The organism is Mycobacterium gastri, assembly GCF_002102175.1.
GTDB classification, from domain to species: domain Bacteria; phylum Actinomycetota; class Actinomycetes; order Mycobacteriales; family Mycobacteriaceae; genus Mycobacterium; species Mycobacterium gastri.
On record NZ_LQOX01000055.1, the window covers coordinates 210,748 to 224,537 of the forward strand.

Consider the following 13,790-nt stretch of genomic DNA (forward strand, 5'->3'; position numbering starts at 1 on the left):
CCACCAAGGAGCGACTTTGACGGGCACTGACAAGCATGTTGATTACCTCAAACGGCTCACCGCCGATCTGCGGCGCACCCGGCGCCGGCTTGCCGAATTGGAGGACCGGCTGTCGGAGCCGGTGGCGATCGTGGGGATGGGCTGCCGGTATCCGGGCGGCGCCGACTCGCCGGAGTCGTTGTGGCAGATGCTGATTGACGGACGCGACGCCATCTCGGAATTCCCTTCCGACCGTGGCTGGGACATCGAGGGAATGTTCGACCCGGATCCGGACGCGCCCGGGAAAACATACACGCGACGGGGTGGATTCCTCACCGACGCGGGTGACTTCGACGCCGGGTTCTTCGGAATCGGGCCGAACGAGGCGTTGGCGATGGATCCGCAGCAGCGGTTGATGCTGGAGGTGGCGTGGGAAGCCTTGGAACGCACCGGGATTGACCCGACCACGCTGCGCGGCTCGCCCACCGGCGTCTTCGTCGGCGTCATTCATGCCGGCTACGGCGGCGAGGTCAAGGGTGAGCTGGAGGGGTACGGCCTGACGGGTTCGACGTTGAGTGTGGCCTCGGGTCGGGTGGCGTATGTGCTGGGTTTGGCGGGCCCGGCGGTGTCGGTGGATACGGCGTGTTCGTCGTCGTTGGTGGCGTTGCATCTGGCGGTGCAGTCGTTGCGGTCGCGCGAGTGTGATCTGGCGCTGGTGGGTGGGGTGACGGTGATGGCCACCCCGGCGGCGTTTGTGGAGTTCAGTAGGCAGCGGGCGCTGGCGCCCGACGGCCGGTGCAAGGCGTATGCGGGCGCTGCCGATGGCACCGCGTGGTCGGAGGGTGCCGGGGTGTTGGTGGTGGAGCGGCTCGCTGATGCGCGGCGGTGGGGGCATCCGGTGTTGGCGCTGGTGCGGGGTTCGGCGGTCAATCAGGATGGCGCCTCCAACGGGCTGACGGCGCCGAATGGGCCGGCGCAGCAGCGGGTGATTCGGGCGGCGTTGGCCAGTGCGCGGCTGGGGGTGGCCGATGTGGATGTGGTGGAGGGGCATGGGACCGGGACCATGCTGGGGGATCCGATTGAGGCGCAGGCGATTGTGGCCACCTATGGGCAGCGTGAGCCCGGGAAAGAGCCGCTGTGGTTGGGGTCGATCAAATCCAACATGGGGCATACGTCGGCGGCGGCGGGGGTGGCCGGGGTGATGAAGATGGTGTTGGCGATGCAGCATGGGGTGTTGCCCAAGACGTTGCATGTGGATGTGCCGACGCCGCATGTGGATTGGTCGGCGGGGGCGGTGTCGTTGTTGACCGAGTCGCGGCCTTGGCCGGGTGAGCCGGTGGCAGGGCGGGTGCGGCGGGCGGGGGTGTCGTCGTTTGGGATCAGTGGCACGAATGCGCATGTGATTCTCGAGCAGGCGCCCTTCTTGGATGGTGCCGCGGATAGTGTTGCGGTTGAGCCGGTTACCGGGGTGGTGCCGTGGGTGGTGTCGGCGCGTTCGGGGCCGGCGTTGGCCAACCAGGCGCGGCGGTTGTGGGCGTGGGTGCAGGATCGTCCCGACCTCGATCCGGTGGATGTGGGGTGGTCGTTGGTGTCCACCCGGTCGGTGTTTGAGCATCGGGCGGTGGTGGTGGGCGCCGACCGGGCGCAGTTGCTGTCGGGTTTGGCCGGTCTGGCCGCCGGCGAGCCGGGTGCTGCGGTGGTGGCCGGCCGTGCCCGGCCGATCGGCAAAACCGTGTTCGTCTTCCCCGGACAAGGGTCGCAGTATCTGGGTATGGGCCGCGGGTTGTATGAGCGGTTTCCGGTGTACGCCAAAGCATTTGACGCCGTCGCCGACGCGCTGGATCAGCACCTGAGATTGCCGTTGCGGCAGGTGCTGTGGGGCATCGATGAGGCGCTGCTGGAAAGTACCGAGTTCGCCCAACCGGCGTTGTTCGCCGTGGAGGTGGCGTTGGCGGCGCTGCTGGCGGACCTGAATGTGGTGCCGGACGTGGTGCTGGGTCATTCGGTGGGCGAGATCGCGGCGGCCCATGTGGCCGGGGTGTTGTCGCTGTCCGATGCCGCCCGCGTGGTGGTGGCGCGCGGTCGGTTGATGGCCGGGTTGCCGGCCGGCGGGGCGATGGTGGCGGTGACCGCTTCCGAAGACGAGGTGGCGCCGCTGCTGGCGCCCGGCGTCGAGATCGCGGCGGTCAATGCAGCTGATTCAGTGGTGGTTTCGGGTCCTGCGGCCGCTGTGGATGTCGTCGTCGATCGGTTGGCGTCGCTGGGTCGGCGAGTGCATCGGTTAGCGGTGTCGCACGCGTTTCATTCGGCATTGATGGAGCCGATGCTGCCGGAGTTCGGCACGGTCCTGGCCGATCTGACGGCGGATCTGCCGCAGATCGGGTTGGTGTCCAACGTGACCGGGCAATTGGCCGGCTCGGGGTACGGGGCGGCGTCGTATTGGGTCGAGCATGTGCGCAAGCCGGTGCGGTTCGCCGACAGTGTGGCGCTGATCGAGTCGTTGGGTGCGGTGACATTCGTGGAGGTGGGCCCCCGGGCCGGGTTGACGGTGTCGCCGCCGCTGTTGGTCAAGGACCGGCCCGAAGCCCAATTCCTGCTCACCGGGCTGGGCGAATTGTTCGTTCAGGGCGTGTCCGTGGACTGGCGCACGGTGTTCACCGGCCTGGGCGCCCGGCGAGTCGAGTTGCCCACCTATGCCTTCATGCGGCGCCGGTTTTGGTTGAAAGACCTGGGAGTCGACCAGACCAAACTGAGCGGTGTCGGCCTGAGGGGGCTTGGTCATCCGCTGCTGGGGGCGGTGGTGGAGCGCCCCGACGTCGGTGGCGTGGTGTTGACGGGAATGCTGTCGCCCGAACTGCAGGGGTGGTTGGGCGATCACGTCGTAGGCGGCGTGACCCTGTTTCCGGGGGCCGGATTCGTGGAGTTGGCGTTGCGCGCCGGTGACGAGGTCGGCTGTCCGGTGGTGCAGGAGCTGACCTTACTGGCGCCGCTGGCATTGCCGGCGGGCGAAGCGACGCGGATACAGGTCGTGGTCGGTGCCGCCGACGGGGCGGGGAGCCGGACGGTATCGGTGTATTCGACTCGGGCAGCGGGCGATTCGTGGGTGCTGCATGCCGACGGGGTACTACGGGCCGGCGGTCCCGGTCACGGAGTGGACTTGTCGGTGTGGCCGCCGGTGGGTGCGTCCGCCGTGGATATGACCGATGTCTACGAGCGGTTGGCGCAACGCGGTTATGGTTACGGGCCGGCGTTTCGCGGCCTGCGGGCAGTGTGGCGGCGGGGGCGCGAAATCTATGCGGAGGTGGCGGCTGCCGAGGACGTCAAGGTGGCGGGGTTTGGCATCCACCCGACGGTGCTGGATGCCGCGCTGCATGCGTGGGGATTCGCCGCGGCTGCCGACCAGTTGGCGCTGCCGTTCTCCTGGCAGGGGGTGTCGTTGCAGGCAGCCGGTGCGTCACGGGTCCGGGTCCGCATCACACCGGCAGACGCCGGTTCGGTGTCGGTGGCGCTGGCCGATTCGGCGGGTCTGCCGGTGTTGGCGGTGCGCGAGTTGGCTATTCGTCCGGTGTCAGGTGACGCGTTGTCGGCGGCGGCATTGGCTGCCGGTGGTGTGGCCGGTGACCGGTTGCTCGAACTGGCATGGTCGCCGATTACGTTGGGGCCCGGCGGCGCCGACTCCGGAGTGGTCGTGTGGGAGTCCGATGCGAGTGCCGGTGGTGTCGCCGAACGCGTGGTTGCGGCGCTCGAGACGCTGCAGCGCTGGTTGGCCGATGATCGTCGCGAAGTCCTGGTGGTGTTGACGTGCGGCGCGGTGGGGTTGGGTGCTGAGGGCGTCCGCGACGTGGCGGGTGCGGCGGTGTGGGGGCTGGTGCGGTCGGCCCAGGCGGAGTACCCGGGCCGGGTGGTGCTGGTGGATTCAGACGGATCGGTGGCCGTCGACGCGGTCGTCGGTGCCGGTGAGCCGCAGTTGGCGGTGCGTTCCGGCGCGGTGTACGGCGCCCGGCTGGCGGTTGTGAGTTCGGGATTGACGTTGCCGGATCGGTTGTGGCGGTTGGGTGTTGGCGGCGGTGGAACGTTCGAGGAGGTGGCGGTGCGGCCGTGTCCGCGGGTAGAGCTGGCGGCCCGCCAGGTGCGGGTTGCCGTGGGCGCGGTCGGGGTGAACTTCCGGGATGTGTTGGTGGCCTTGGGGATGTACCCGGGCGGTGGCGAGCTGGGCGCCGAGGGCGCCGGGGTGGTGGTCGAGGCCGGCCCGGGGGTGACGGGGCTGTCTGTCGGTGACCCGGTGATGGGTTTGCTGGGGGTGGTGAGCTCCGAAGCGGTGGTGGACGAGCGGTTGGTCACGGCGGTTCCGGCGGGCTGGTCGCTGGTTGCGGCCGCGGGTGTGCCGGTGGCGTTCCTGACCGCGTGGTACGGGTTGTCGGTGCTGGGTGGGGTGCGAGCCGATCAGAAGGTCCTGGTGCACGCCGCGACCGGCGGTGTGGGCATGGCCGCCGTGGCATTGGCGCGGTATTGGGGTGCCGAAGTCTTCGCCACCGCCAGTGTCGGCAAATGGGATACGTTGCGGGCCATGGGCTTTGACGATGACCATATCGCCGATTCCCGGACGCTCGACTTCGAGGAGAAGTTCCGCAAGGCCACCGGCGGCGGCGGGGTCGACGTGGTGCTCAACTCGCTGGCGGGGGAGTTCATCGATGCGTCGTTGCGGCTGCTGGCGCCAGGCGGGTGTTTCATCGAGATGGGCAAGACCGACCTGCGTGACCCCCGGGCCGTGACCGAACAGTATCGGGGAGTGCGCTATCGGGCATTCGACTTGATGGAGGCCGGCCCTGATCTCATCGCGCAGATGCTTTCCGAGGTGCTCGGGCTGCTGTCGAGCAACACCTTGAAGCCATTGCCGGTCAGGGCCTTTGACGTCCGCTGCGCTCAGCAGGCGTATCGGTATGTCAGCCAGGCCCGTCATGTCGGCAAGGTGGTGCTGACCATCCCCCAAGGGCCCGCGGCGCGGTCGGTTCTCCATGGCGGCAGCGTGGTGATCACCGGCGGCACCGGAATGGCCGGGGCGGCGGTGGCGCGGCATCTGGTGGACCGCTACGGAGTCGGGCACGTGGTGTTGGTCAGCCGCACCGGCGAGCACGCCCCTGGCGTTGCGGACTTGGTGGCTCAACTGCAACAGGGTGGAGCTCAGGTTTCGGTGACCGCCTGCGATGTGGCCGATCGAGATGCGGTCAAAGCAGTGCTGGCGGGGTTGCCAAAGCGATTTCCGCTCAAGGGGATATTCCACGCTGCCGGTGTGCTCGACGACGCGGTGATAACGTCGCTGACGCCGAGCCGGGTCGAGACGGTGTTGCGGGCCAAGGTCGACGGGGCCTGGAACCTGCACCAGCTGACTCAGGATGTGGATCTGGCGGCGTTCGTGATGTTTTCGTCGATGGCCGGGATCGCGGGAGCCCCGGGGCAGGGCAGTTACGCGGCGGCCAACGCGTTCCTGGACGGGTTGGCCGCCTATCGGCGCGAGCATGGGTTGGCCGGACTATCGGTTGCCTGGGGATTGTGGGAACAGCCCAGCACCATGACACGGCACCTGGGGGAACGAGATTTCGCCCGGATGAAACAGGCCGGGCTGGATCGGCTGACCACCGAGCACGCGCTGCAACTGCTGGACGCCGCGCTGCTCAGCGACTGCCCGGTCGTCGTCGCCGCCCAGCTCAATACCGCGGTGATGACCGCCAATGCCGAGATGCTCCCGCTGTGGCGCGAATTGGTCACCCGCCCGTCGCGACGTGTCATCGGCACCAGCACCGCCGCGGCGATACCGGGCCTGATTTCGCGTCTGCAATCGCTGAGCCCCGAGCAACGTCACCGCGAACTCGTCGACGCGGTCATCACCAACGCCGCGACCGTTCTCGGACATTCCAGCGCCGCCGACATCGATGCCCATAAGCCCTTCCAGGATCTCGGATTCGACTCGCTGAGCGCCGTGGAACTGCGCAACCGCATCAAAGCCGCAACCGGGATGACCCTTTCGCCCACGCTGATCTTCGATTACCCGACCCCGGCCGCCCTGGCCGAACACCTTGCCCACCAATTCGATTCCGCTGTCCCCGAGCTCGCCGACGAGCAACCTGACCGGCTGGCCCGCTTCGAGGACGTTGCGCGCGAACTCGATACCCTGGTCGACCGGCCCGACTGGACCTCCGAAGAGAAGGACCAGGTGTCCGACCGGCTGCGCGCCATGCTGGCCGGCCTCGCCACGCCCAGCGCCGCGATCGTCGGCCACGAAGCCGACATCACCACCGCCAGCGAAAGCGAACTGTTCGCCATTCTCGACGAGGAACTGGGCCCGTGAACCCGGGCGACATCGCGATTATCGGACTGGCATGCCGGTTTCCCGCCGGTGCCGGCCCCGGCGAATTCTGGCAACTGCTGCGCGACGGCCGCGAAGCCACCGTACCCATGGCCGGTAGCGCCGATTTCGACGCGAAGTTCTTCGGCATCTCGCCTCGCGAGGCCGCCGCGATGGACCCTCGGCAACGACTGGTGCTGGAACTGACCTGGGAGTTGCTCGAAGATGCCTTCATCGTGCCGGAAACGGTTCGGGCACAGCAGGTCTCGGTGTACCTCGGAGCCATGAACGACGACTATTCGTTCTTGACGCTGCGCGACGCCGCCGAAAACGTCGATCACTACTCGTTTGCCGGCGTCAGTAGGGCGATGATCGCCAACAGGGTCTCGTATGCCTTCGCCCTGCACGGTCCCAGCCTGACCGTCGATTGCGGTCAATCATCGTCGCTGGTGGCGGTTCACCTCGCGTGTGAGAGCCTGCGTTCCGGAACCTCCGAGCACGCGATTGCCGGCGGCGTACATCTCAATGTGGCAAGCGAAACCGCCCTGCTGGAGCGCGAGTTCGGTGCCGTGTCGAGCTCCGGCCATACCTATGCGTTCGACGCCCGCGCCGACGGCTACGTTCGCGGGGAAGGCGGTGGCCTGGTTCTGCTGAAGCCGCTGCGCGCGGCCCTGGCTGACGGAAACCGCATCCGCGCAGTCATTGTGGGTAGCGCCGTGGGCAACGCCGGGCACAGCTCCGCCGGCCTGACCGCGCCCTCGACTTCGGCGGAAGCCGACGTGATCCGGCGTGCGCTGGCCCAGGCCGGCGTGGACTGCACCGGGGTTGACTACGTCGAGGCGCACGGTACCGGCACCAGAGTCGGCGACCCGGCCGAGGCGGCGGCGCTGGGCCAGATATTCGCGCAGCGCCGCCATGATCCGGTCAGGGTGGGCTCGGTGAAGACGAACATCGGCCACGCCGGGGCGGCCGCGGGGATAGCGGGCCTGATCAAGACGGTGTTGGCCATCGAAAACGAGTCGATTCCGCCGAGCCTCAACTATGTCAGCGCAAGCCCAGGTATCGATGTGGAAAGCCTTGGGCTGCAGGTCAACACCACGCCGACACGGTGGCCGGACCGGGGGCGGCCACGGCGCGCCGGGGTGTCGTCGTTCGGAATGGGCGGCACCAACGCCCACCTGCTGCTCCAGCAGGCCCCGGCCACCGAAAGTGTTGCCGTACGACGTGCTGACCTGTCGGCAGGCATACCGTGGGTGCTGTCGGCCCGGTCGGCGCCAGCGTTGGCCAACCAGATGCAGCGATTGCTGACCCGGATGGACGAGCGGCCCGATCTGGATGCGGTGGATGTGGGCTGGTCGCTGGCGTCGACGCGGTCGGTGTTCGAGCACCGGGCAGTGGTGGTGGGCACCGGCCGGGCGCAGCTGGTGAGCGGGCTTGCCGGACTTGCCGCCGGCGAACCGGGCGCCGGCGTGGCGGTCGGGCGGGCACAGCCGGTCGGCAAGACCGCGTTCGTGTTCCCCGGTCAAGGGGTGCAATACCTGAACATGGGCCGCGGACTGTGCGAGCGGTTCCCGGTGTTCGGCAAGGCTTTCGATGCGGCCACCGAGGCGCTGGATGAACACCTGCGGCTGCCGCTGCGACGGGTGCTGTGGGGCACGGATGCGGCGGCGCTGCAAAATACCGAGTTCGCGCAACCGGCGTTGTTCGCCGTGGAGGTGGCGTTGGCGGCGCTGCTGGCGGACATGGGTGCGGTGCCCGACATCGTGCTGGGGCATTCGGTGGGCGAGATTGCGGCGGCCCACGTGGCCGGGGTGTTGTCGCTATCCGACGCCGCGCGGGTGGTTGCGGTCCGCGCTCGGCTGATGGCGGGACTGCCGTCCGGCGGCGCGATGGTGGCGGTGGCCGCTTCCGAAGACGAGGTGGCGCCGCTGCTGGCGTCGGGAGTTGAGATGGCGGCGGTCAATGCGCCGGATTCGGTGGTGATTTCCGGTCCCGAGGCCGCAGTTGATGCGGTGGCGGACCGGCTGGCGGGCACGGGCCGGCGGGTGCGCCGGTTGGCGGTGTCGCACGCGTTTCATTCGGCGCTGATGGAGCCGATGCTGTCGGAATTCGCTGCGCCCTTGGCGGGGCTGGCCGTGAGTCGGCCACGGATCGCGTTGGTGTCCAATGTCACTGGCCGGTTGGCCGGCGCGGACTATGGATCGGCAGCGTACTGGGTTGAGCATGTGCGCAAACCGGTCCGGTTGGCCGAAGGTATCTCGTTGGCCGAGTCTTTAGGCGCCACAACATTTCTCGAGATAGGTCCCAGCGCCGGGTTGACAACCTCTTCGGCGTTGTTGGCCAAGGATCACCCCGAAGCCGAATCCTTGCTCACCGCAATGGGTCAGCTGTTCACCGAAGGCATGAGCATAGACTGGCCCAGGGCATTTGCCGGCCTGGATGCGCGGCCGGTCGAACTGCCCAGCTACGGCTTCGCGCGGCAACGATTTTGGCTCAGCGAGGCAGCGCGTCACGACAGCGAACACGCCGGCACGTCCGCGCTGTGGCACCGCTGGAACGAACTCGATCCGGCGGAACAGCACCGTCAGCTGCTCGATTTGGTGTGCCGACACGCGGCCGCGGTGTTGGGTCACCCGAACAGCCGCGACATCGACGCCGAGCGCGCTTTTGAGGACCTCGGGTTCGAGTCGATGACGGGGATCGAGCTGCGTAACCGCTTGGCAGGAGCCACCGGTTTGACGTTGGCGCGCACGCTGATATTCGACTATCCCACTCCCACAGCGGTTGCCCGTCACCTGGGTCAACACCTGTCGTCGGGCCATCCGGACGAACCCGGCGACGAGCAGGTCTGGCCGCTGTTGAGAAATATTTCACTGCGCGAGCTTCGGCGAACCGGATTACTGGGCAAACTCTTGGTGTTGGCCGGCCAGAGCGAAAATGCACTGCCTGAATCGGTCGTCACCGAGGACGTCATCGACTCGCTGAGCCCCGAGGCCCTGGTCGCGATGGCACTCGAGCCATCCGAGGACAACAACGCCCAATGATGAAATCCGGCCGGGCGCGCCAGATTACGGCAACGCCGGTGGGCTCGAATACGACATGTGTTGAATACGCGTGCCTTTGCGAGACCGCCCGAAGCGGCCTAAAATTTGAATTCCCTTCGGGTGGGCTGGCCGGCAGGTGAGCAAGTAAGGGCAGGGGGCCATGAGCGTTGTTGCAGGCGTGTGCGGTGCATTGCCGCCGCACCGCTATAGCCAGAGTCAGATCACCGATTCGTTCGTCGAATTTCCCGGTCTGAAGGAACACGAAGATATCGTCCGGCGCTTGCACACCGCCGCCCGGGTGAACAGCCGCCAATTCGTGCTTCCGCTGGAGCAGTACCCGGGGCTGACCGACTTCGGCGATGCGAACGAGATCTTTATCGACAAAGCCGTCGACTTGGCGGTCGAGGCGCTCATGGGTGCGCTGCATGAGGCCGGGCTGGAACCGCAGGACATCGACATGATCGTCACCACGACGGTGACCGGTGTCGCGGTGCCGGCGCTGGACGCCCGGGTCGCCGGCCGGCTCGGCCTGCGCCCCGACGTACGCAGGGTGCCGCTGTTCGGTCTGGGGTGCGTGGCCGGCGCGGCTGGAGTGGCCCGGCTACACGACTACCTGCGCGGCGCACCCGACGACGTCGCCGTGCTGATCGCGGTCGAGCTCTGTTCGCTCACCTACCCCGCGGTCAAACCGACCGTGTCGGGACTTATCGGGACCGCGCTGTTCGGGGACGGCGCCGCCGCCGTGGTCGCCGTCGGCGACCGCCGCGCCGAGCAGCTGCGCACCAGCGGGCCCACCATCGTCGACTCCCGCAGCCGGCTGTACCCCGAATCGCTGCACATCATGGGCTGGGACGTCGGTTCTCAAGGTCTGCAGCTGCGCCTTTCTCCCGAACTCCCCAACCTGATCGAGCACTGCCTACCGGGCGACGTCACCGGATTCCTGGCCACACATGGACTGTCCAAGGACGACGTCGGCGCGTGGGTGAGCCATCCGGGCGGTCCCAAGGTGATCGACGCAATCACCAACAGCCTCGAACTGGCTCCCGACGCACTCGAGCTGACCTGGCGTTCACTCGGCGAAATCGGCAACCTCTCGTCGGCCTCGGTGCTGCACATCCTGCGCGACACCATCGCCAAACGGCCGCCGAGCGGAAGTCCGGGATTGATGCTGGCCATGGGACCGGGATTCTGCGCGGAGCTGGTACTACTGCGCTGGCACTGAGCCCGCGATTTCGACGGTCAGTCCCGGTTTCGGGGACAGCGCGGCGAAGTTGGCCGCGCGGATCCGTTGGGCAGGCAGGCGCAGCGTCGTCCGGGCGACCAGTCGAGCCAGCATCACTGTCATCTCGGTGGTAGCCATGACCGCCCCGACGCATCGGTGTAGCCCGCCGCTGAACGGGATGAACTCGTGTGGCGCGGGCTTGCGGTAGTCCGGCGCGGCGGGGTCCCACCGCCGCGGGCGGAACTCCTTTGGTGCGAGCCATATTTCGGGCAGCCGATGGGTGACGTAGGCACTGAAGATCAGCAACCGACCCGACCGGATCCGGTGACCGTCGAACACCAGGTCACGCATCACTCGGCGGGCCGAGATCACTCCCGGGGAGTACAGCCGAAGTGTTTCCTGCACAATGCCATTGAGATAAGTCAGCGACCCGATGTCCGAGGCGGTGGGCGGATTGCCGCCGAGCACGCGATCAACCTCGCGGGCCGCGGTCTCCCAGGCACCCGGCAACGTGAGCAACGCATGGGCCGCCCAGGCCAGCGCCCCGCTGGTGGTCTCGTAGCCGGCCGTGATGAGTGAGACGATCTCATCGCGAATCTCGTTGTCGCTCAACGTGTCGATCAGCATGGTCAACATGTGGTCGTCGGGCCCGGGCTGGGCGCGCGCGTCGGCGATCACCGTGTCGACCAAATCGTCGATACGGTGCCGGGCCGCCATGGCGCGTCGCCAACCCGCCGAGTTCAGCCCTCGCTGCAACCGCATCAGCTGCGGCGGCCGGTGAGTCAGGTCGAGCAGCGGCTGCAACTGCTCGCCGAGGAAGTCGGAATGGGCGGCCAGCCGCGGGCCGAACAGACTTTCCGCGGTGCTGCGCCTTACTGCCGAACGGAACTCCTGGTAGAGGTCGAGCCGCTGTCCCGGGCGCCAGGTGTCGATGACGGCGTCGATGGTCGAGACCATGGTGTGCACATAGTCCTGAACCTGCCGGTGGCGCAGCCCGGGCGCCACCACGCTGCGGCGGCGCCGGTGATCTTCGCCGTCGCTGACGATCAGCGCGGTAGGCCCGTCGACGGGAATCAGGCTCTCGAACGTCTCACGCCAGCTGAACGCGTCGGCGTTGGCGAACACGAACTTGTTGGCCTCGGCGCCCAACAGATACACGAAGCCATGGCGCCCGACGCCGGCGTCGACCACCGCGCCGCGGTGCCGATAGAGCGCCAGCAGTGCTTCCCCGGGCAGGTACGGCACCGTCCGGTAGGCGTTCACTCCAGCACCTCGGAGATCTCTAGCCAGCGCTCCTCCGTCACACCAACCTCGTCTTCGAGATTGCGCAATTCCCGGGTCAACCGGACCAGGCCGACGTGGTCGGCCTGGTCGTGTTCGGCGAGTTCGGTGTGCTTGGCCGCAATCCGGTCGGCCAGGCGGGCAAGCTGGCGCTCGGCGGCGGCCAGCTCCTTCTCCGCGGCACGGCGCTGTGCACCCGAGATCTCCTGGAGCTCAGACGGTTTGGCGGCCGGCATGGGTGACGACGGTTTGGTAGCCAGCCGCAGGTATTCCTCGATGCCGCCGGGCAGATGACGCAGCCGGCCGTCTAGAATCGCGTACTGCTGGTCGGTGACCCGTTCCAGCAGATAGCGATCGTGGGAGACGACGATCAAGGTGCCCGCCCACGAGTCCAGCAGATCCTCGGTGGCCGTCAGCATGTCGGTATCCACGTCGTTGGTGGGCTCGTCGAGCAGCAGCACATTGGGTTCGGATAACAGCGTCAGCATGAGCTGCAACCGGCGCCGCTGACCGCCGGAAAGCTCGCCGACCCGCGCCGACAGCTGGCCCCGGCCGAAGCCGAGACGTTCCAGCAGCTGGGCCGGGGTCACCTCGCGCCCGTCGACCTCGTAGCCGCCGCGCAGCCCGGTCAGCACATCGGCAATCCGGTCCGCGGCGAACGGGGTCAGCGCATCACCTTGCTGGTCGAGCACCGCCAGCCGAACGGTCTTGCCGCGCTTGACCCGGCCGGAGTCGGGCTCGACGGTGCCGGCGATCAATCCCAGCAGAGTGGATTTCCCGGCGCCGTTGGCTCCGACGATTCCGGTGCGTTCGCCCGGGCCGATCCGCCATTCGATGTCGCGCAGCACCGGGCGGCCGTCAAAGCAGACCGACACGTCGAGTAGGTCGATAACGTCCTTGCCCAGCCGGGCGGTGGCCAGCTTGGCCAGCTCGACGGTGTTGCGCAGCGGCGGCACGTCGGCGATCAGCTGATTGGCGGCCTCGATGCGGAACTTGGGTTTGGAGGTTCGCGCCGGGGGACCGCGCCGCAGCCAGGCCAGCTCCTTGCGCATCAGGTTCTGTCGCTTGGCCTCGGCCGTGGCGGCGATCCGGTCACGTTCGACGCGTTGCAGCACGTAGGCCGCGTATCCGCCGTCGAAAGGTTCGACGACGCCGTCGTGGACTTCCCAGGTGGTGGTGGCGACCTCGTCGAGAAACCACCGGTCGTGGGTGACCAGCAGCAGCCCGCCGCTGTTGCGGGCCCAGCGTTGTTGGAGGTGGCCGGCCAGCCAGGTGATGCCTTCGATGTCGAGGTGGTTGGTGGGCTCGTCGAGGGCGATCACCTCCCAGTCGCCGATCAGCAGCCGGGCCAGCTGCACGCGGCGCCGCTGTCCGCCGCTGAGGGTGGAAACCTTTGCCCGCCAGTCGATGTCGGATACCAGTCCGGCGACCACGTCGCGCACACGCGGGTCGCCGGCCCAGTGGTGTTCGGGTTGGTCGCCGACCAGCGTCCAGCCGACGGTATGAGCGGGGTCCAGGGTGTCGGCCTGGCTCAGCGCGCCGACGCGCAAACCGCTGCGCCGGGTGACCCGTCCGGAGTCCGGCGGTATCTGGCCGGTGAGCAGGCCCAGCAGGCTGGATTTGCCGTCCCCGTTTCGCCCGACGATGCCGATGCGTGCGCCGTCGTTAACGCCGAGCGTGACCGATTCGAATACCACCTGGGCCGGGTACGCCAGGTGCACGTCCTCGGCTCCGAGCAGGTGCGCCACCGGGCCGACGCTACCGGCACACATCCTCGACTCCGTTGGCGGACAGATCAATGGCGGACCGTGGTCTCGTCGTCGACGGCGCCGCCGGTGCTGCCCGGGGTGGACCAGGGCCGTTGGTACCCCGCACTGTGGGCGCTGTCGAAAGCCCGGGAAACCGTGTCACTCAAGGGAAT

Annotated in this window: 5 protein-coding genes; 3 read left to right on the top strand and 2 right to left on the bottom strand. The window is 67.9% G+C overall.

The features are described from left to right. The first annotated feature begins 16 nt into the window (after positions 1–16). The 3 genes from AWC07_RS04655 to AWC07_RS04665 all read left to right on the top strand — a co-directional run bounded on the left by AWC07_RS04655 (position 17) and on the right by AWC07_RS04665 (position 10,588). Entirely contained in the window at positions 17–6,325 is a 6,309-nt protein-coding gene (locus tag AWC07_RS04655; RefSeq protein ID WP_085104973.1) for a type I polyketide synthase, read from the top strand. After that, on the top strand, positions 6,322–9,366 hold the full coding sequence (locus AWC07_RS04660) for a type I polyketide synthase (protein ID WP_036416392.1): 3,045 nt from the start codon (positions 6,322–6,324) through the stop codon (positions 9,364–9,366). The genes AWC07_RS04655 and AWC07_RS04660 overlap by 4 nt, the downstream gene beginning before the upstream one ends. A 160-nt stretch (positions 9,367–9,526) precedes the next feature. Beyond that, positions 9,527–10,588, top strand: a complete 1,062-nt coding sequence (locus AWC07_RS04665) for a type III polyketide synthase (protein WP_036416391.1) — start codon at positions 9,527–9,529, stop codon at positions 10,586–10,588. On the opposite strand, the gene AWC07_RS04670 is transcribed toward AWC07_RS04665, so the two are convergent. Together AWC07_RS04670 and AWC07_RS04675 are read right to left on the bottom strand one after the other, a co-directional pair. Beyond that, complete coding sequence (locus AWC07_RS04670) at positions 10,571–11,833, bottom strand: cytochrome P450 (RefSeq protein ID WP_139829539.1); 1,263 nt, start codon at positions 11,831–11,833, stop codon at positions 10,571–10,573. The genes AWC07_RS04665 and AWC07_RS04670 overlap by 18 nt on opposite strands. A 14-nt stretch (positions 11,834–11,847) precedes the next feature. Then, entirely contained in the window at positions 11,848–13,617 is a 1,770-nt protein-coding gene (locus tag AWC07_RS04675) for an ABC-F family ATP-binding cassette domain-containing protein (protein WP_036416408.1), read from the bottom strand. Between the last annotated feature and the right edge of the window lie 173 nt (positions 13,618–13,790).